At 44.2% G+C, this 21,188-nt stretch carries 16 protein-coding genes; 4 read left to right on the forward strand and 12 right to left on the reverse strand.

Annotation, left to right across the window (positions count from 1 at the left end; all coding sequences use genetic code 11):
- Positions 1 to 278: 278 nt before the first annotated feature.
- From DV872_RS14710 to DV872_RS14745, 8 genes are all read right to left on the reverse strand, one after another.
- Positions 279 to 905, reverse strand: coding sequence for an RpiB/LacA/LacB family sugar-phosphate isomerase (locus DV872_RS14710; protein ID WP_114630709.1), 627 nt, complete (start codon positions 903 to 905; stop codon positions 279 to 281).
- Positions 902 to 1,867, reverse strand: coding sequence for a transketolase family protein (locus DV872_RS14715; RefSeq protein ID WP_199563489.1), 966 nt, complete (start codon positions 1,865 to 1,867; stop codon positions 902 to 904). The genes DV872_RS14710 and DV872_RS14715 overlap by 4 nt, the downstream gene beginning before the upstream one ends.
- The gene (locus tag DV872_RS14720; RefSeq protein ID WP_114630710.1) at positions 1,864 to 2,706 is read right to left on the reverse strand and encodes a transketolase; all 843 of its coding nucleotides are present in this window, start codon (positions 2,704 to 2,706) and stop codon (positions 1,864 to 1,866) included. The genes DV872_RS14715 and DV872_RS14720 overlap by 4 nt, the downstream gene beginning before the upstream one ends.
- On the reverse strand, positions 2,706 to 3,872 hold the full coding sequence (locus tag DV872_RS14725) for a Gfo/Idh/MocA family protein (RefSeq protein WP_114630711.1): 1,167 nt from the start codon (positions 3,870 to 3,872) through the stop codon (positions 2,706 to 2,708). Before DV872_RS14725 ends, DV872_RS14720 begins: the two co-directional genes overlap by 1 nt.
- Before the next feature lies 1 nt (position 3,873).
- On the reverse strand, positions 3,874 to 5,760 hold the full coding sequence (locus DV872_RS14730; RefSeq protein WP_114630712.1) for a thiamine pyrophosphate-dependent enzyme: 1,887 nt from the start codon (positions 5,758 to 5,760) through the stop codon (positions 3,874 to 3,876).
- 31 nt (positions 5,761 to 5,791) lie between these two features.
- Positions 5,792 to 6,625 (reverse strand): carbohydrate ABC transporter permease, encoded by an 834-nt coding sequence (locus tag DV872_RS14735; RefSeq protein ID WP_114630713.1) that lies wholly within the window; start codon positions 6,623 to 6,625, stop codon positions 5,792 to 5,794.
- The gene (locus DV872_RS14740) at positions 6,618 to 7,487 is read right to left on the reverse strand and encodes a carbohydrate ABC transporter permease (RefSeq protein WP_114630714.1); all 870 of its coding nucleotides are present in this window, start codon (positions 7,485 to 7,487) and stop codon (positions 6,618 to 6,620) included. The genes DV872_RS14735 and DV872_RS14740 overlap by 8 nt, the downstream gene beginning before the upstream one ends.
- Positions 7,488 to 7,575: 88 nt before the next feature.
- Complete coding sequence (locus DV872_RS14745) at positions 7,576 to 8,868, reverse strand: ABC transporter substrate-binding protein (RefSeq protein ID WP_114630715.1); 1,293 nt, start codon at positions 8,866 to 8,868, stop codon at positions 7,576 to 7,578.
- Positions 8,869 to 9,021: 153 nt separating this feature from the next.
- Here DV872_RS14745 and DV872_RS14750 point away from each other — a divergent pair, with 153 nt between their 5' ends.
- Together DV872_RS14750 and DV872_RS14755 are read left to right on the forward strand one after the other, a co-directional pair.
- Positions 9,022 to 10,035, forward strand: coding sequence for a LacI family DNA-binding transcriptional regulator (locus tag DV872_RS14750; RefSeq protein WP_114630716.1), 1,014 nt, complete (start codon positions 9,022 to 9,024; stop codon positions 10,033 to 10,035).
- 372 nt (positions 10,036 to 10,407) lie between these two features.
- A complete protein-coding gene (locus DV872_RS14755) occupies positions 10,408 to 13,176 on the forward strand; it encodes a DUF1266 domain-containing protein (protein ID WP_114630717.1) in 2,769 nt (922 codons plus the stop codon).
- 88 nt (positions 13,177 to 13,264) lie between these two features.
- Here the strand turns inward: DV872_RS14755 and DV872_RS27285 are convergent, their stop codons facing one another.
- Complete coding sequence (locus tag DV872_RS27285) at positions 13,265 to 13,459, reverse strand: RQC domain-containing protein (RefSeq protein ID WP_114630718.1); 195 nt, start codon at positions 13,457 to 13,459, stop codon at positions 13,265 to 13,267.
- Between the two features lie 113 nt (positions 13,460 to 13,572).
- On the opposite strand from DV872_RS27285, the gene DV872_RS26600 reads away from it, so the two are divergent.
- The gene (locus tag DV872_RS26600; protein ID WP_158546987.1) at positions 13,573 to 13,740 is read left to right on the forward strand and encodes a hypothetical protein; all 168 of its coding nucleotides are present in this window, start codon (positions 13,573 to 13,575) and stop codon (positions 13,738 to 13,740) included.
- Between the two features lie 175 nt (positions 13,741 to 13,915).
- Here DV872_RS26600 and DV872_RS14765 read toward each other — a convergent pair whose 3' ends face one another.
- Positions 13,916 to 16,873 carry a hypothetical protein gene (locus DV872_RS14765; protein ID WP_114630719.1) on the reverse strand — a complete coding sequence of 986 codons (2,958 nt, stop codon included), beginning with the start codon at positions 16,871 to 16,873 and terminating at the stop codon, positions 13,916 to 13,918.
- A 243-nt stretch (positions 16,874 to 17,116) separates the two neighbouring features.
- Between DV872_RS14765 and DV872_RS27120 the strand changes: the two genes are divergently transcribed.
- On the forward strand, positions 17,117 to 17,287 hold the full coding sequence (locus DV872_RS27120) for a putative quinol monooxygenase (protein WP_304481679.1): 171 nt from the start codon (positions 17,117 to 17,119) through the stop codon (positions 17,285 to 17,287).
- Positions 17,288 to 17,322: 35 nt separating this feature from the next.
- On the opposite strand, the gene DV872_RS14775 is transcribed toward DV872_RS27120, so the two are convergent.
- Positions 17,323 to 18,816, reverse strand: a complete 1,494-nt coding sequence (locus DV872_RS14775; protein ID WP_114630721.1) for a RecQ family ATP-dependent DNA helicase — start codon at positions 18,814 to 18,816, stop codon at positions 17,323 to 17,325.
- 125 nt (positions 18,817 to 18,941) lie between these two features.
- A complete protein-coding gene (locus DV872_RS14780; protein ID WP_114630722.1) occupies positions 18,942 to 21,161 on the reverse strand; it encodes a glycoside hydrolase N-terminal domain-containing protein in 2,220 nt (739 codons plus the stop codon).
- Positions 21,162 to 21,188: the final 27 nt, after the last annotated feature.

Below are 21,188 nucleotides of genomic sequence, written 5' to 3' on the forward strand. Positions count from 1 at the left end.
GATATTTAAGATAGCGCAATTATTGTGCCAAGTGGCGAAATGGGCTTTGTGTGCAGCGAGAGGATGAGATGACGGGGAGACGCTGTGAAAAAAATGCACAGTTTACATGTTTTTCACAGTTCTTTTTCAGGATTTATTAAATGTTCGTTCCTCTCAAGATCTGGCTAAACTTGTAGATAAGCAGAGTCATCAAGTATTCAGCAAAAAATTGTCAGAAAGATGTCGTTGTCAGCATCAGGAATACACAGCTAGAACATCTCAGTAATATGCATCAGACGTTATATTCTATCTGAAAGTGCATTCTTCAACTCTGAATTCTCAATCGTAGTAATATCCAGAGTATCTAGAAATCCAGGATATCTTAAAACAGGATTAACAATATTATCCGGAAGTTTTGATATAATTTCACCAAAAGATCTATGGGCAATAGTCGAAATATCGGCAAGTTTTTTGCGGCTTTCTCCTTGAGGTATTTGTCTCTGAGCAGGATACCCGCAACCAGATTGCACACTGAAGAGACGCTGGATCAAAAAATCAAGATTCACATCACCGGCCCAGCCATAGCCCTGATTAAGGGCTAGAGAAATACAGTTTCCACCATTGATCTGGGTAAACAACCAGGCATCAAGAGGGGTCAGTATATGCCCGCAGAAGACTCCGGGATACTGCATGACCGAGTTTAGGAATCCTTGCCCTGTACCGCATCCCCCTATGACATAATCCACTCTTTTGGAATTCAGAAGCAGACCGGCCATAAATCCAGTATGTATATATTGCAGTTCAGGATTTTCACCCTTAAACTTCATACCGCAATTCACAATGCTGTGATCTGTATTCTCCAAAGCCTGTAGAATATCTTTATTTTTATCTGCAGCACTTGTTTCACTGATAACAGCTATCTTCATCCTTTTTTCTCCATTATGATTTTTTTCAGAGTCATCTCAATATTTTCAGTATTCATTCCGTATTTTGTGAATAGAGGTTCATTGTCTCCGGATTCCAGGAACAGATCCTGAAAACCAAGTCGGGTGACACGGCAGGGATACTCTTCAGCAACCGCAGAACAAACTGCTTCACCTAATCCTCCGATGACACTGTGATTCTCAACAGTCACAATATGCCCGAATTCACGGGCCGCAGCACTCACGGCTGCCTTGTCCAGAGGTTTGACTGTACCCATATGTATTACCTTTACGGACAATCCTTGCTTTTTCAGATTTTCAGCAGCCAAAAGGGCCTTTGGGGTCATCATACCTGTCGAAATAACAACTGCATCTTTCCCATCATGTATGGTTTTCGCCTTTCCGAACTCGAAAATTTCATTTTCTGAGAATATGACAGGAACAGGGCAGCGTACTGTTCTCAGATACACAGGCCCTGGTATTTTCATAGCTGCGATTGTGGCCAAACGGGTTTCCACAGGATCTGCCGGAATTATAATGGGCATTCCCGGAATGGCACGCATTATAGCTACATCCTCAATGGCAGAGTGTGACGCCCCCGCTTTTCCGGTAGGGAGTCCACCATAGGCACCATTTAACTTAACGTTTGCTTTGGGCAGAGCTATGGTATTACGAACTTGATCTCCGGCTCTCTTGCTCAGAAATATGGCAAATGTTGATACAAAAGGTATCAAGCCCTGGGTGGAAAGTCCTGCAGCAACTCCAACCATATTGGCTTCTGCAATTCCCATCTGATAAAACCTGTTTGGAAAGGCATCCCTGAAAAGGGCTGTCTGGGTAGAGGCTCCGACATCAGCGTCTAAAACTACCAATTCGGGAATCATATCTCCCAGTTCTACCAGAGTTTCTCCAAATACGACACGGGGCATGATCGAGTCTCCCCTGCTCATAGTTCTCCTTTTCATAATTCCTCCCTGTCCAGACAACCAAGTTCCGTTAGGGCCTGTTTCAATTCTTCTTTATTGGGTGCTTTTCCATGCCATTCAAATGTATCTTCCATAAAACTGACACCCTTACCTTTGGTCGTATGTGCCAGCAGGACTACCGGACCCTTACGGCTCATATCCACAGCCTGAAGCAGAGTCTTGAGAACCTTTTCCATACTATTTCCATCACACTGTAGTACAGACCAGTTGAAGGCCTTCCATTTTTGATCAAGGGGTTCCAAGTCGAGGGTATCCGCTGTTTTGGCTGCAAGTTGAACTTTGTTGTAGTCAACAATAGCAATAATATTTTTCACATTGTGGGCACCGGCATACATGGCTGCCTCCCAGACCTGACCTTCCTGGCTTTCTCCATCACCCATTAGAACAAAGGTGTTGAAATGCCTGCCTGCAGCCTGTCCTCCAAGAGCCATTCCTATGCCGATAGACAGGCCCTGTCCAAGAGAACCTGAAGAGTAATCTACTCCCGGGCATTTATTCATATCCGGATGTGCCTGAAGTCTTGAACCCATCTGATCAAAGGTCTTAAGCTCTGATTCAGGAAAATAACCGCGTCTTGCCAGAGCCGAGTAATACCCCGGTGTGGTATGCCCTTTGGATAATATGAAACGATCCCTCTCTTCCTTTGCAGGATCATCTGGATCAATATTCATAATATGAAAATAGAGGCAGCTGAGGATTTCCACCATTGAGAGGGAGCCCCCCGTATGGCCGACACCGGCATTATGAGTCGTCTTTAAGATAAGATACCTCAGATCCACTGCCAGGCTTTCAAGTTCAGATATCAATTTATTATCCATCAGAGGATTCTCCCCTTTTCCTTTAATTCATCAATAGTCAGACCCTTGCGGCCCTTTGCCTCCTGAATCTCTCTTTTTCTTCTTTCTGAGGCATAGAGTTCCGGATCCGGCTGTTCCAGTTCATCCAGATAGACTTCTCTGCGTTCCTGAGAAGATTTAATAATGGCCAGAGCGATCTTTAAAATCTCACGGGCTTCATGCCCTGTTAAGAGTGGAGCCTCCCGTCCTTTAATGGCGGAAATAAAATTGTAAGTAGCATTTCTGAAACCCGCAGACCAGTCAGATTCAATATCTTCATAATGATTCCATTTTGTTCCATTAAAATGACTGAGAGCAGGACCTTTACGGAGCTGGCCTGTGGCTCTGTTGACCAGGATGATTCCTTTAGAACCGGTAATCTCAAACCACTCATCATTGGCATAGTAGTCAGAGGGCATGTTCATATCCCAGCAATGGGTATAATCACAGCTGCCGTATTTTATGCCATCCTTGTATTTCCAGATTATATTTGCAGGACAGTCCACTATGCCATCCGCCGAATCGATCCAGGCTGACACCCGGTCAATATCGCCCATGAGGTACCAGGCGACACACCACATATGATGTCCGTGATCGAAGGTCTGCATGCCCCGGCCCTCAATGTTTTCCTGCATCCTCCATTCCCATGATTTGGGATCAATATCCCATCCTCCTGAAGAACCGCTGATAAATTTTATCCTCATATTGATAGGCTCACCGATAGCCCCGCTGTCTATAAGTTCTTTAGCTTTTTGCAGGGGAGGGTAGAATATATAGTTTTCAATAACCTTATAGACTCGATCTATATCAGCAACGGCTGCAAGCATTCTATCTGCACTGTCCAGGCTGATGGTCATCGGTTTTTGAACCATAATATGCTTACCTGCAGCGGCAGCTTCCAGAACCATGGTCTCATGAAGTTTTTGAGGGGTTAAAATTTCGATGGCATCAATCGCAGGATCTGCAATCATCTCCCTGTAGTCTCTGTAAAACTTTTCCGCACCCCACTCATTCTTTTTTGCAAGTCCTGTTTCTTCTGTCCTGGTGGACACAGCGTAGATCCTTGCCTCTTTGTTGTCTTTGTAACCAAGAGCATGAAGATCAGAAATCCTTCCCAGTCCGATGAATCCTACGTTAATTTTTTCCATTTTATAGTCCTATCTTATGTTTTTCTTGCTGTACTGAATCACACCAGTTTCCAACGTTCCAGTTTCCAAAGGCACCAAGCCCGCCTAATTCATGATCGCCGCTGTAAACAGGAATATAGACCAGAGATAATCCCTTATATTCGTATGCTGACTCCAGAGCTTGTTTCACTTGTTCAGGAGTGAATCCACCATCATAAGTTGCGACCCCTTTGAAGGCTGATGCCAGTCGTAGATAATCAACTTCAACAGAATCATCTGTTGCAAAATCTCTCCCATACTGGGCCTGTTGCAGACCGCTGATGGCTGCCATTCGTCTGTTATCAAGGAGAACAATCATTCCATGAACATCGAATTGAACGGCATCCAGCAGAATCTGGGGATTCATAAGAAAACTGCCATCACCGGTAAAGGCAATTGAGTACTCATGGTCTTCGGCCATAGCAGAGGCAAGGAGAGCAGATACAGCAAAACCCATATATGAGGAGCCCGTATCTGTGTAGGTTCTGAAAGGCACATTATCCCGTACCAATTGGAAACCGTTGGCTTGAACATCACCTGCATCAAATATTTTTACTGCATTTTTGCGATCGGCAAAGCTGATGATCTGATCCAGAGCAGCAGGCTGTGTAAGAAGGTCTTTTCCCCATTTTTTATCCGGCAGGACAGGATTCTGGAATCTTTTATTCCTGTATGCATCCCATTCTTTTCTCTTAATTCTGCAGCTGTCTATCCACTCTGCCTTGGAAGAATCCGGCGGCTGATTTTCTTTCTCCATAATTGTATTCATCTGATTAAGCAGCTCTCCACAGTCTCCCAGAAGCGGTAGTGTCCGGTTATACTGAAGAGCATCTTCCCAAATGGTGTTTATGTTGATTATCTGCCTGGTCTTTTTCCAGGCTGTCCCGGAGGAATCCCATTGGCAGACTCCCCGGGCTCCCAGAACTATAAGCAGCTCGCAATTTTCCATGGCATAATTACCGGAAATTGAGCCTTTTGAACCGCCCACAGTCATGTTTCCTTCATGATCTTCCGGCAACAGGCCAGGTACCTGGGGGCCATGCACATAAACGGCCCCGGAAAGTTCCATAAAGTGAGAAAGAACTTTGGGGTCTATGTTACGTGATCCGCCGCCGGCCTTTACCGTTATACGGGAGTATTTTTTAATATAATCTACAGCGATCCGGCAACCCTCCATATCTGAGGGAGTAGAAGGAGGTACTCTTACAGGAACAGGAAGTTCGTTCAAGTTCATCCCCTTCATAATTTTTCCCTGTATGTTCATGGGAAGGAGCATGAAATAAGGACCCTCTCTCATGGGATTAAAGACTGTGTTATATCCCCATTTCAATGCTGTAAAGAGAGCTTCTGCTGTGTTGAGGGAGTATGATCCACCCATGGCAGAGCTGATCTTCAGAAATAGATCCTGCTCCCTTTTAGCGATCTGCTGCATGTTCGGGCCTTCATTGTGGGTGGTTTCATCACCAAAAATATAGTAGACACCCAGTCCATTAGACTTTGGTACTAAAGATCCTGCAAATGCCTGAAGGGCCCCCGGACCTATGGATGTAAAGACCGCTGCATATTCACCATACTGCCATCTGAGTTGAGCCGCAGCATGAGATGCTTCTGTTTCATTCCGGACATTATAGACCTCTACCAGTCCTTCCTTTTGATATACACGAAGTACTTCGGCTACATCTGTTGTTCCATGACCGAATATCCCGACGAATTTCCGAACTCCCTGATTCATCAAACCCAGGACCAGGCCCTCGCTCAAGGATATATTTTGATATGGTTCAATTTTTCCTGAATCAAGAGCGATTCGGAGAGATCCTGCTTTTTGGATTATTCCGGCTCTTTTAATTCTTTCATCCAGCTGATTACTCATTTTTTCTCCTTTATTGACTATGGGTTCTGGTCTATTCCTTGACGGCACCCATAGACAGGCCATGGATAAAATGTTTTTGCATAAATATAAAGAGTAGAAGAGTGGGAATTGTTGCCATTAGAGCACCGGCTGCCTGATTTCCCCAAGCTAAACCATATTGTCCCCGGAGCTGCAGAATGCCCATCTGTATGGTCATTCTGTGCTCCGATTTAATCAGAATCAGTGGCCATAAAAAATCATTCCAGATCCAGGTAAACTGGAGGATGATCAATGCTGTTATTGAGGGTCGGGCCAGGGGAAGCATGATACGAAATAGAACCTGCCAGTCATTACAGCCATCCAGCATGGCTGACTGCCTCAGAGAAGGGGGAATATCCCGAAAGAAGTTTGTCATCATCAACGTACATATGGGGATTCCAAATCCTACATGAACAATGATTAGAGCGAACACCGAATCCAGGAGATTGAGGGTATTGAACAGCTTGAAGAGAGGGATAAGAACAATCTGAGGCGGAAAAAACATACCGGCTACAACAACTATGTATAACCAGCCGCTCCCTTTGAATCCCAATTTTCCAAAGGCATATCCTGTCAAACTTCCCATAAAAATCGATATGACAGTCGATGAAATGGATACCAGTACCGTATTGAGGAGAAACATCTGAATCTTTCCCCCCTTCCAGACAGTTATGAAATTATCTAGTACGGGAGGAGCGGGGAAAGCCCAGAATCCTTCCTTTATAATCTCCTGATTTGTCCTGAAGGCTGTAGTAAATGCGCCGTAAATGGGGATAAAAAAGAGAGTACATATAATAACCACCAGTAGAAAGGTGAAGATCGTACTTGCTTTATTCGCCTTATTCACTTTTTTCCTCCTTCATAACAGAATTGAAGTAGAAAAAGACCACAATAAAAACTATGAAAAAGAGAACACTGGCAATCGTGCTGCCATAGCCCATCTGATAATTCCAGAAGGACTCTCTATACATAAACGTTGTCAGCACCTCGGAGCTGCGGAATGGTCCGCCTTTCGTTGATATATACACCAGATCAAAATTCTTAAGAGAGTTAATGACGGTGAGTGAAATAACAACTATTGTAGAGTTTTTCAGTTGGGGAATTACGATGTGGAAAAAGAGCTGAAATGAGTTTGCTCCATCAATCCTGGCCGCTTCCAGAAGGTCCTGTCGAACACCGCTTAATCCTGCAAGATATAGAATCATGCAGAGCCCCGTATGTTGCCATGATGCCTCTAGAATAATGGCCGGTAATGCGGTCTTTGCCTGTGCCAGCCAGGCATAATTCCATTCCGGATAGCCCAGCATACGGATAAACAAATTCAGAATTCCCAGTCGCGGTTCATATACGAAATTCCAGATCATTCCAATAATTACATATGAAAATATCATAGGAAGATATATGACAGATTTAAAAAATGTTGCACCTGGAATACCCTTATCCAGAAGTACAGCCAGAAATAAACCCATTGATGTGGGAACAACAAGAAAAATTGAAACCCAGATCAGATTGTGCATAATGGCGCCACTGAAATTAGGATCTGTAAAGACTCTCTTATAGTTGGCAAGGCCGATGAAATCAAATTCTGGAGATAGGCCGTTCCAGTTCGTCAAACTCAGATACAGGGACTGCAAAAAAGGGAAAATAATAATTGTTGAATAGATCAGCAAGGGCAACAGCAGGAACTGCCAGGCCGTATTTTTCTGCACATTAAACTCTCTTCTTGGGTTAAAATTTTTGATGAATAATCAGGAGGGCTGCAGATACGCAGCCCCCGGTAAAGATTTGAAACAGGTTTTACATATTGCCCCAGGCCGCTTTTGCTCCCTCTTCTGTTTTCTTGAGGATCTGCATATAGTTTTCAGGACTGTCGATAAATTCTGTAAAGGCATCCAGTCCGACATCTGCTACAGGAGGAGGTGTCGCCAGGTCATAGTTAAAGGCCCAGTTTGGTACTACTGCACAATAGTCTTTGATCTTCAACTGAAGAACGTTATACATAGATGCGGGTACATTTACATTCGGAGCCAATGCACCGGTTCCTGTATTGAAGGCTATCATAGGTTCTGTCTGAGCCATGGCAATGAGAGCTTTTTTGGCAGCTTCGGGATTTCTTGCATCTTTGGCAATGACAACGCCGTCAAAGGGGCCTACGGCCGTATCCGGGATGGAAGTATCCACGACAGGGAAGGGGAAAAAATCATAATCTTCGCCCGGAGCCCATCCAATCTGATCATCCAGCTGCATCATCCAACTGCCCATAAGGGTCATAGCGGCCTCGCCGGTTCCTACAAGAACAGTTGCTTCTGCGTAGTCATAGGCATTGGCATTAGGATAAAAATAATCCTTATCGATACACTCTTTCCACAGTTCAAAGGCTTTTACAACTTCTGGATCTGTATAAGAGACTTCTCCGGCCATCAGTTTCGCACGGTATTCGGGCCCGGCTGTTCTCAGCAGTGGATAATCCAGCCAGAACTGAGCAGGCCATCTATTTTTTGATCCAAGAGCTATGGGAGCTACGCCAATGGCTTTGATTTTTTCACAGGCGTCCTGGAATTCGGCCCATGTTTCAGGGGCAGCTGCGATCCCGGCCTTGGCAAATACTTCTTTGTTATAGAAAAAAGCAACATAGTGCTGGGTCAGTGGTAGAAAATATTTATGGCCATTGTAGGTTGCAGCCCCATTGACGGCTTCAGAGAAGAGTTTGGAAACTCCATATTCTTCATATACATCATCAATGGGTGTCAGGCGGTCTGCATCAACAATAAATTGAACCCTTGATCCAGCCCAGTAAGAGAAGAGATCTGGAGGATTACCACCGGAAAGCATAACCATAATACTTGTTTTAAAAGCTTCATGTTCAACAGGTGTATGAGCTAGATCATACTCTGGGTTCTCCTCATTGAACGTCTCGACCAGATCATCCATCCCTCCGGACAGGGTTCCTGAGAAATAGTGGAAAAACGTCACTTTTTCTGCTTCTTCTGTTGTCATCTCATCCTGACCGCCATTGGCAGAAACTGTCATTGGTATCACAAACAGGGTGATTAGTAACAGAATCAAGATACTAAGAGAATTCCTTTTCATTCATTTCCTCCAAACATTAACGATAATGTACTAATTTTATGATTGGTTTTTCTAATATGTCAATTAAAATCTAAAAAATACCTATTTAAAGGCATAATTATAGTTTATTGAGGAAATAAGCTTCTCTATAATATATGATTTTGCTATAATTACATGAACGTTAATAGTGGGGGAGTTATGGCATATATCAGGCTGAAAGACATTGCAGAAAAAGCTAATGTTTCTATTAACACAGTCAGCAGGGCCCTTAAGGATCAGGATGATATCGGAGTGGAGACCAAAAAAAGAATTCAGGAAATAGCTGATGATCTTGGATATATTCCCAATGCCAGCGCCTCCCAGCTCAGAACGAAAAGCAATAAAATGATAGGTGTTGTCATCACGCATATGGATAATGCCTTTTATGCCAGAATACTTCAGGGGATTAATGATGCTGTGGCAGACCTTGGCTATACCATATTGGCCCTAAGCAGCGGGGAAAATCTGGATAAAGAAAATACAATATTGAAGACTCTTATTGCCAATCGTGTTGATGGTACTATCATTGTTCCCTCATGCGATTTAGAAAATACTCTGGATTATGACCATCTGGGAGTCCCCCATATAACCATAGTTCGAAAGGGAAATCGAAATTCACGGAGTTATTTTATCTCTGATTCATTGGAAAGCGGCAGGATTGCTGCCAGGCATTTTTACTCTATAGGCAGAAAAAATCCCGCATATATCGGATTTGATCTACCTGTTTCCTGTAATAGGGATCGACTGCAGGGATTTCAGCAGAATTTGGAAGAGTTTGGAATACCATTATTATCAGAAAGAGTTATGCATTGCCCAGCCACACATAAAGCTGCCTATGAACAGGCTACTGATTTACTTCGCAGGGATACCAAAATTGATTCTATCTTTGTTTACAATGATATTATGTCTCTGGGAGTCCTTCGGGCGATACATGATCTGGGGCTTTCCATTCCATCAGATATCCGCATTCTCGGTCATGATGATATTAGTGATGCTCATTTTTATACTCCCTCGTTATCATCTATCAGAGTTCCTAAATACAGGCTGGGATATGACAGTGCAACAGAACTTGTGGGCATAATCAGGGACAGCTCATTTCCTCAAAGGAATGTTACATATCAACCGGAACTAATTATTCGTGAAACGTAATTCAGGATAATATGCTGTTACTTGGGGCTATCAAATAACCTTTGGATTTCCCAGCGTTGGCAATTCCACTAATAATTAAATCTTCCACCGGATCTTTTATCATGACAGTTCCCCGGCACACATCACAGCTGTCACAGTCCTCAGGTTCAGCCTCCTGATACCTGTATTCGGGATGGCACTACATTAAGTGATGACATTTTTTTTAAGGATATCGATCTCATATATTTATGAATTTTATATGTGTGTCTTAACTGATTGTCCCGGTTGAGAGGTCAGGTTCAACAATACGAAACCAGCATTAAGTCCAATCTGTCTGTATCAATTATATCGAAAGTCTTTGATTATCGATTGTTAATAATATACTATAGTTTTATGAAAAAGACCGCTTTACTGCTTCTCTTTATTTACAGCACTTTTTGTGTATGGTCACAGTCAGATTCTGAGACAATAAATGTTACCCTTTTTAAGGGGCCTGATCCTTTAGTGGATTATCCAGTACAGATTATTTTAGATTTAGATTCAGATGATTGGGGTAGTGATCTCCTTGAAGTTAGAACAGATCAAAGAGGAAAGGTTCAAATTCCTCTTCTTCCTGAATACACAAGCGATACTGCAATCTGCATCCCATCCTTAGATCAAAATCCTGGTAAGAATTTCTGCATGAGCATTGATTATGCCCGTCCATCGGGTGTCGAATTAATTCTAGCAGGTTCAATACAGCATTCTATCAGGGAGAGTCTTGTATCCTGGTTAGCAATATCTGATGCCGAATATTACAAGGTAGAAGCCTATGACCTGGATGAAGAATTCTATAAACAGGAAAATGGTGGTTTATTCCTGTTTTCGAATACCCGTCAACATGAGTCATATGAAATACAGAGGCTCAAGAGTCTGGGAAACGGAGTGAATGAAGACAGTAGAGTATTCACATTTCAAGGAACAGACACCGAGTTTATTCTGCCTCCCAATATTATTCAAAATCAGAGATTGGCTATTTTAATCTCTGCATATAATAAAAATGATATCCTTCTTGCCCAATCTCCAGGGTTTTCACCACAGCAGAATAATGCATTAGGAGAGGATTCAATTCGTTTTGAATTTAAAATTTACGGTCGTGATAACAGTGATGTGAATTTTGATATTGTCAGCAAAAACGAAGATGGAGAGTTTGAAATCCTCGAGCAATTTAATACAGGAACTAATCCTTATTTACAGATTGAAAAGAAGAGTGAATGGCCTCAGGATGTATGGATCAATCTATATGCTCATGGTTACAGATCTGATGGTAGCCGTATTAGACGAAACATCAAGCTTAATAAATTATGGGGAAAGACTATCCGTCTCAATATGCAGGTCAATTTTACAATATCACTTAATGAGGAAGGGATTACTTGGTCTAAAGTTCACTTCGCTGACCATTATACTGTTTCTGTATATAGATATAAGGAAGCTAAGCGGACTAGATATATACCTCTTTTAGTAGAATATGATGTTGTGGATGACAGGAATGAGCCCTTTTCTACTCTGACACTGGCAAATTTCAGAAATCTTGTCGAACTTGATTCTGTAGTCTATGAGGAAACCCTTGAGGATATTACGGAGTGGTCATGGCCTTCAGAGCTGCCAAGGCTGAACCATTATGCAGTAGTCGTAAAATCTTATAGCGATGATGGTATGCTTACAGGTCTTTCACTTATGAAACCCTGGCCCCTTAAGACTCCTACCCTCTCCTGGGATTCTAATAATTACAACAAAGAAGCTGCGGCCGTTTCATTAAATGGCATTATGATGGAATTACATAAGACTAATTCTGATACCCTTCCCATATATCCTCTCGCACATTCAAAATATGAATCCCTTAGAGATAGAGCTCTCGGGCAGGACTGGGGTATTCATAATGAGGCTGATCTACTTAATAATCTTGAAGGTTTGAAGGATGGTGGTACATCAAGCAGTATGCAGAATATTTTGTCTATACTTAAGGATGAATCGGAGGGTCCTCTCTGGAAAAAAGCATTAGATGAGGACTTCTCTTTGAAACAGATGAGACGTTTGCAGTCAGTTCTGTATCATAGAGAATTCTATGATGATCGTTTGCTGCATGCCTGGGATTGGGGAAGAGCCACATATTTAATACGCTGGGGATATTCCTTGGGCTACATCAGTGAAGATGAAGCATGGAAACAGTTATTTCAATTTCAGAAAATGATTCAAGATGAGTATAAAAGCTGGATCGATTTTGGTCAGTCTTATGTATTGGGAAGATACTTTTGGTCTCTTTCATATAATACAGCTGCTGAAAAAGCCCAAGATGCCTGGGATGCTTTTTTAGTTCAATTCGAAAAAGAGAATAGCCCCTGGACGGGTCCCTGGATTGATAATGATCCCCAAATAAATGTAGAACTCTGGGATCTGGACTCACTTTTAAGTCTGGAATCTGAGGAAGAAATCTTCGAGTGGGCACTGGATGCTGAGAAAAAGCTTAATTCCTATCCAGATGAATTAGAATCCCTTTTAAGTAATGCACCTTCAGGCTGGGATAAACATCCACAAATTGTTCAGATGATTCTTGAGAGTTATGAGAGAAATCAGGATCATAAGGGGTTGATAGAATTTGTTTCTCCCTATCTGGAATCATTTCCTGAATACTATCCCTTCTATCAAATTCTAGCGCGTGTACAAGAAGAAAGCTCAGGAATAGAAGAGGCATTGCATGATCTAAATCAAATGGATGCACTCTCCCGGGAATCTCCTGAAAACTGTTATCTTAAGGGCAGACTCCTTTACCTTTTAAAGGAACCTGAAGAGGCAATCAAATTTCTGAGGATAGCCGGAGCCGAAGAGAACTCTGATAATTGGTATCATAATAATGCACTTTATATTACAGGTTTAATCTATGTCGATAATGAGGATTGGGGAACAGCATGCAATCTATTTGCCGATTTGAATAAGAGACTTCCGGAAAATCCAATTTATCAATATTACTATGCAGTTTCCCTTCTTTTAGGAAGTGACCCTGATTATATTTTAATCAGGAACTTGTTGACGGATGCAGAAGAGAGCGGTGAAGTTAATGTTCCCTCATGGATTTGGGCAAGAGTCGAGACAGAATATCTTGAAAATGAAATAAGAGTTTTCTGATTTTAAAAATCTTATTTCAAGATTCTTTTGATGAAGAATTCTGTATTATTTGTAAGATGATGAATAGGTGGATAGACAGCTTAGACTACTACTTTAATAGATAATTATTCTGAATTAAACCAGTAACAATTAATCCCTTTACCAGCTCTTTTACATCATCCGGATACGATCTGGACATACAGCCGAAGCCTGAAGCACTATGCCAATACCCTTGTCGTATTTTATTGCTATTGCGGCCCAGAAGAAAGTCACAAAGCAGTCTCGTGGTGAACGCTTCCGGTATTTATAAACTATCCTAAGGATTAGATCCTCAGCTGGATCTTTTGATATAACAGTTCCACAGCATACATCACAACTGTCACAGTCCTCAGGCTCGATGCAGAGGAAGCAGAGCTTATGAAGAAGCATACTATTCTGGGTTATGAAATAATGAAAAATCCTGTTTTAGGGCGCATTGTTCGTCTTGCAGATGTTCTGGATGCCCTGACAACAAATCGCCCGTACAAAACCGCCTGGAGTTTTGAAGAGTCTGCAGAAGAAATTATAAAAGGACGGGATACTTAATTTGATCCTGTACTAGTAGATGTTTTTGAGAAAAACCTTTCGAAATTCAAGAGTATATATTTGAAGAATGGATTGTAATATTTGTTTAGATTTTCCATTCTGGGGATAATGTATGCTGGAATCTATCGCATGAATTTTAAATCCTGACATTACAGTTCTCCCCCCTTTACATGTCTCAGTATTTTAAAAGTTTGTTCAATGATTCTATATACTGATTTTCTCGACTCAGATAGAAGGCCATTGCCTTGCTGTAGTTTTTGCCGAGGAAGCCCTCTAAAAAGAGATTACAGATCAGCTTCTTCCTCTCCAGAACATGCTGGAATCTCATAAATATAAGCCTTTCTTCAAGGGACATTTGCTTCACAAGGTGCTTGAGTTCTGTGCGGGCATGAGGCTGATAGTACCAGAAATAAAGTAAATCCAGCGCATCATATATAGAGGATTCTAACAATTCAGGATCCTCAATTTTAATGGCCTTGGTCAATTTTTTGGGGTTTTTCAGAAGATGAAGGACATTCTCCTCGGGGAGAAGGAGTTCCATCCTTACAAAGGAGGCGTACATTTGGTTAATTTTTCTCTGATAATCTCGTCGGCGTAGAAGAATATTGCGGTTGCGGTCGGCAGTGCCTTCTATAAAACCGGCCACACAGTCGGAGGCCGCCTTTGAAACAACTGCCGCCCACTTCTGTAGAATCAATGCTGCACCAATCACACCTAAAGAACTAAGTAGTCCCTCCAGTATGAAGTTGAAGGCAATGGCCAGGGGGATTGATAAAATTGACCGAAAAAAGTTTCCCGCAATTGCAGCAGGGGGCAAACCGCGTAATAAATTGTGACTGGATATATAGATCCCGTTCACCAGCGCCATGATTCCAAACAGGGCCAAAACATTACTTGAAGTATTTATCCCGAATCCTTTGTCTAAGAGGAGGTTTTTAATCAGAAAATCAAGAAGGGGAACCGAAAAACCTGTGTACAATAAAGAATCAGAAACCCGGCTCCAATTGACATAACTGTTCCATGACAGGAGAGGAGAGCGGTGCAGACTATCCCCTCCGATTACGGACTGTAATATATTCCTAAGCCCGGTAATCCCGAACCATATGGGAGCACCAAGATAGGCCAGCACCCACCACTCTTTTGTAAGGAAGAATGTGAGAAACGCCGGAATGAATCCAATAAATACTTTCAAGAGATTTTTGATATTACTATCTAGATAGCGCCATTTATAAGATAGGCTTTGGCGATTTTCAGTGATCGGTTCCTGTTCAAATTCTGGCTCATCCAGTTGAGGCTTCCAGCCCAGGGCTATGACGTTATTGGCCCCTTTTTTATCAGTGGAGTAGGGTTGGGCCAACCACTCAGTCCCATCTGGATAATCATTACTCCATGAGGGAGTATTTTCTTTGGGATTAAAAAAACGCTTGGTCAAGGATGGGCTATAGGTTCGTCTTCTTTTTACTGGTAGATAAATTGGTAATATCCGCTGGCTGTCTCTCTTTCGAATTTCCTTTTGCGTCTTTCTGGGGAGGGTGTCCAATACTGCTAGTCCCATACCATAGAGCTGACTTGAACGGCCTGTGGAATCACTTCCCCAGCGATCGGCAATGGGATGGGATTCATAATATCTGAGTAGACCGGGAAGGTCATTGAGTATGAGATTGAGGTTCTTTATCTGCTTCTTTTTGTAAGGGTCATCGGATTTCTCACATTCTTTGATAAAGGAGAGTATGGCCCGTTTTAATGCTATGGTATTGCCATTATTTAGAGGATGCTGAAAGGAGCGTATCCTGGGGACTTCTTTGTCCAAACCCTGTGCCCAATCCTTATGGTTGTAGATTTCCAGACCCGAAATGTGACCTTTGCATAGGTAGATCAGCACAAGAACATCCTCTGCATGAAGACCTGTGAGGTTGAGAGTCAACCTGTAACCCGAATGCATGGTGTCTAATTTTTTTATTAGCTCTGCCGGGGAGGGTGTCTTTTCATTGACTTCGGAGAACTCTTCCCGAATGGACACAAGCTCTTTTAAATATTCATCAAAGACCTGCTCGGAAATACAATTGTTAATCTTATTGTTTTGTATTTTTAGAATCTCTTTTTCTTCTCCGGTAGTCACGCCCATAGCTTCATTGCAATAGGCCTGTCTTTCTTTCAGCAGGGGCAGAGCTTTCTGAAATATAAATTCTGAGAGATGAAGCATGGAGGCCTGACCATTGCCGACGAAGTTCTTAAAATCCTTTATATCTATTTCAGGAAGATCAATACCGTAATCTCTATTAAAACGTTTCCGGTGCTTCTGGTTGAATATCTTCAGGATGGTGAATATATTTTTCTCCCGTACTCGGCTTCTCTTTCTTCCTTCCTTCATGAACTGAGCCACGTCTGTTCTCTCTATAAATCTTAGAAACCCTTCAGCATCTGTGAATCCCCTGGGAATCCAAATCAGGGAAACTCCCTTACCCTGATAATCGGCCTTGAGTTCCATTCCGATCCTCAAGTTTATCTCCATATATGAGGCCGCTGTGATCATTTCCTCAGCGGCTTCCGGAGGTATGAAATCGTAATAGATTACAGTGAGTGAACGTATCCCTTTGATCCAGGCATCCATGATTAAATGGGTCGGAGTCTTTCGTCCCTTTGTGTGGGCATCATGTACATGATGATCGAATGTTAATTGATTCCATTCTTCCGGCATTTCCAGTAGATGATATTTTTTTAGGAATTTACGAACCATGGCTGGTTTTCCCGTCAATATGGTATGAAAATCATAGGCTAACTCCAATCGTCGTTGCTCATCATCTTCTTCCCTTAATAGATCCTTCATCACCGAAAGAAGAGCCCGGGCTGTGTTTTTACTCATTGAGCCCTGAGAACTGAAAAAGACTTCATCCCTCAGGGAATGAAGAGCCTTCAGGCGGTCTTCGGGGTTACCTTCCTCCAGGGTATACAACAGATTTCTCATGAGATTTGCGACCCTTATACCTTTGGGATTCACAAGTTCTTTAATACCTCGGGGGTGCATATGATAGTTAAATAGGCGATATGCTTTTTTAGAATGAGATTGAGGATCACCCTCTGGTAGTTCTTCAAGCAGTTTTCTATCGCGCTTATTAAAAAGAAGGTTTCTCATAATTCTATCTCCCTTTCTCAAATTCCTTCTATAATATCAGACAATATGACATTATTTGAATTTATTTTAAATAAATTCCAGAAATTGTGAATTTTCTATTCCTCCTTTTTCACTGTATTCTTTCAGGAGCTTCGGATTTTCGATGGGGAGATTGCTTCCTTTGAAATGGGACCGTCTGTAATTAGCCCCGACTTGAATATTATATGAATCCGGACAATCCTTAGCCCTGATAAATAATATGAACTGAATAAAAACTTGAATGCAGAGAATAAGTTTGCCATGATCGAAGCTTGGAAGGATCAGGTCGCCATTGATTCCCATAATAGGAGTGAGCATTTCACTACTATCGTACCCCAATTGGGTGGCTTTGAAAATTCGGCTGCCAAGGTTTCTCTTTATAATAAAGTCCTTTAGATTGAACCTAATGGATTATCATCTTTAGAATAGAGTCATCCTGAAAAAATCAATCTTCCGTTATTTTCCTCTCCATTACCCTTGGACCGCATTCTTATTTTATCTATAGAGATTCCTCCACTGATAACTTCCTTCACATCATCGGGATTCCAGTCATTCAGACTGCCGAAGCCGTAAGCCCTGAACCAGTATCCCTGTCTTATTTCCCGGCTGTTTCGTCCCAGGAGAAAATCACGGAGCAATCTTGAAGTGAATCGTTTCCGGTACCTTTGGACGATCTCGGTCACAAGATCTTCCACAGGATCTTTTATCATGACAGTTCCCCGGCACACATCACAGCTGTCACAATCTTCAGGCTCTGCTTCCAGAATGGCTAAAAGAGATTCTCGACGGCATGTTTCTGAATCTTCTGCAAAGGTAAGAAGTTTTTCATAACGTTCTCTGAGATCCGCTCTTGGATTTTCAGCCTCCCGATACCTGTCTTCAGGATGGTAGAGGAGTATTGCACGGCAGGGCTGCCGGTCCCGCCCGGCCCGTCCCGACTCCTGCAGGTAGGCTTCCACCGAGGAGGGGAGGGTGAAGTGGATAACCGTACGGATATTCGATTTATCCATGCCCATTCCATAGGCACATGTCGAGCAGAGTATTCCTGAGTCTGAATTGAAATACCAGTCCTCCAGTTCACTGCGCAGCTCTTTGGAGAGGCCCGCATGATAATAGCGAATCTCCTGATCATCCAGCCTCTGCCTGAGGTAGAGGGCACACTGTTCAGTCTGTCTGCGGCTGGAACAGAAAATAAGAGCCGGTCGTTCTATCTGTGGAATTAGTTCTGTCAAGGTTCTCATCCGGGACAGGACCGGTAGAACCTTATAAAAAATATTGACCCGGTCCGGATTGGCTCTTACAAGATTGAAGCTGAGATCTGAGAAGAGGATGGATTTAATCTTATCAAGAATCAAAGGGGAGGCTGTCGCTGTGAATGCGGTGATCTGATCCACTCCCAGTTCCGGGAGAACCTTTCCCAGTTCAAGACAGGCCGGACGGAAGGACTCGCCCCATTCAGGAATGGTGTGAGCCTCATCAAGCACAAGATGGGCTATTTTAACTTCTTGCAGATGTCTCTGTACTTCCGGCAGAATCAGCATCTCCGGGTTGGTCAGAAGCATCTGTGTACTTCCGTCGTGTACTCCTTTCCATAGCGCATCCCTTGAAGCCTTATCCATCCCTCCTTTTAAGAGGGCTCCCTTCATTCCCGCTTCCTCCACCCGGCGAAGCTGGTCTGCCATCAGACCAAGAAGAGGGAAGACTACAATAGTCAGTCCATCGAGAATTAAGGCGGGGAGCATAAAGCAGAGACTCTTTCCGGCTCCTGTGGGGAGTAGAACAACCTGGTGATGGGGTGCTTCCTCCTGTTCCTCTTCTCCGAAGTATCCTGCCCGGCGGAGAATGTTGGTGATTACAAGGTGCTGGTAGGGGAAGAGATAGTCGATACCAAAGCATTCATGAGCCAGTTCTGTAATATGATTCATAGGGCCTCCGTCATTACTTTTACTTGTGGAAGTCGTGTAATGATTCAAAGAGGGGGCTGGAAAAATGTATTTTCAATGGGACACTAGTTTTTTCTGTATCCCCTGAGGACCTTTTCACTCAGCAGTCACGGTGCCATTTCAATCACGGCGTAGTCTCCCATCTCTGTGATCCTACCCGGTATGGTATGGGCCAAGTGTTTCAGCGCCGTCCAGCCGCGCAGTTTCACTATCACGGAACGGGAGGGGACAAGATCCAGTTTCGTGATCTTTCCGTCTTCCATACGGGCTCCTACGGTCACACCTCCTTCAGCCAGAAATCCTTCAAAAGTGATCTCCTTCCGAAACCGTTCCGGCAGAGCGGGAAAGAGTTCCATCTCTCCCTTTTCGCTGTAAAGCAGCATCTCCTGCAGTGCATCGGCGGCGAAGAGGTTCGCCTCCAGGGTGAAAGGCCGGTAGTGCCAGGTACAGATCCCGCTGTTCCGGAAGTCGCCGTTAAGGTGGAATCCGTTGGGGGAGCAGGTATGGCGCCAGAACAGCTCCAGCTGGAATGCCGCCCCCTCACCGTTTTTTGCTATGGCATAGAGCTGGGACATCCAGGTGAAGGAGAAACCAACCCACATGCCGCTGCCCAGGCGCTCCAGGTCGAGGATCGAGGCATCGATGATCCGTTTATCCTCATTATAAGAGTAGTTCAGGAGGCGGAGGGGGTGGACCGCCATGAGCTGGGAGAAGTGGCGGTGCGACTCCTTCAGTTCTTCGTCAGGGCTGAGCATAAGAACCCCGCTGTCTGTCACCGCCAGGGGGGGAAGCTTCTCATGAATATCCCGCCATCGGGTTTCCTCAAGGGGGGCTATGGTCCGGGCATGTTCCGCCAGTCGGTCGAAGAGCCAGCGCATCAGGGCCAGATCGTAGTTGGTGTTCGGAGTGAGCCAGGCTTCAGGGCCGTTGTCGTGGATCTCCGGAGCGGCCGATAGAGGCAGCACATACTGCCCCTCATTGTTCTCTTCTGTCATAGACAGGACGAATTCGGCGGCATCCTTCATGTAGGGGTAGGCCCGGTTTCGGAGGAAATCTTCGTCCCCGGTCATCACTGCATGGCGTTCAAAGAGCTGACTGAGCCATATCTGGCTGGTGAGGGAGTATGCGTACATCACCCAGCCCGAGAGATCTTCCCCGTCGAGGGTCATCATACTGGGAAGGCTGGACCCTTTTTCGGCGCCGTAGAACCGTCGGGCGAACTCCCTGGCCTTCGGCTGGAGGTCCCAGAGGAAATCCAGGAAGCTCTCTCCCTCCTCCCTGTGGTTGGCCTTGAGATAGCAGGAGTAGGCAAACTGGGTGTTCAGGTCGTGGTGGTAATCCCCCTTCCAGGGCGGAAGATTGCCGTCGTCGGCGGTCCAGACTCCTTGAAGGGGCATGGGATAAAATCCTTTCCTGGAAGCAGATCCCAGGAAGTACTGAGCCAGATACCAGTTCTTTTCGAACAGAGGATCGGGGAGGCGGACAGCGCTCTTCTCCCAGTAGGTACGCCACCACTCCCGGTGGTCCACAAAGGCGCTGTCATAGCCGGATGCAATGGCCTGGTCCAGAAGACCTTCGGCATAAGCGGTTAAGTCATCGCTGTCGTCGGAGCTGACTATCCGGTAGACAATGAGCCAGTCTTCTCCGCTCCACTCCAGCTTTGTGAAGATCCCGTAGCGGAAGCTGCTGCTGATTTCCTGTATATAGTAACGGAGGGAGCCGGAGTCCTGGATCTCCGGGGCGGGGTAAGTGAGGACCTTCAGGGGGGATGTGGCAACCGAGTCCACCTCGATCCCGTCCTGTCTCTTCCCTTGATTGAAGTTGAACTGCGGGTTCAAAACGCTGTAATCCGGTTCCATCTCCTGATCCAAACCGGAGATCCGGATAAAGCCGGTTCCAGTGACGGCGTGGCAGAAGGAGTCTACCCGGATTTCCCCGGCCGGCCCGCTCAGGTATACCGATGCTTCGGCTCTCCCTATATCCAGTGTATTCCGTACTTGTAAATCTTCTCCCATACGGAATTCCAGCCGTCCGGCGGGCAGTTTTGTGGGCGTTGGAGAGAGGTAGGGCGCTTCGAAGAAACGGTCGATCTCCTTCTGCTTTCCCTCTTTTACCAGGGATCTCAGATGGGCGAAGGTGTAATCGGGATGATCCAGATTGGGATGCCGTCTTCTGTCCCAGAGGTCGACCCTGTCAAGGCTGAAGCGGAGGGGATTGCCTGTTCCCCATATCAGCGCTCCCATGAGGCCGTTCCCCAGAGGGAGGGCTTCATCCCAGGATGTTATAGGTTGAGTGAAATTAAGGTTGCATTGGGGTGTCGGCTGCATAGTTTATCTCCTTTGATTCGGAGTTAA

This window comes from Oceanispirochaeta sp. M1, assembly GCF_003346715.1.
Taxonomy (GTDB): domain Bacteria; phylum Spirochaetota; class Spirochaetia; order DSM-2461; family DSM-2461; genus Oceanispirochaeta.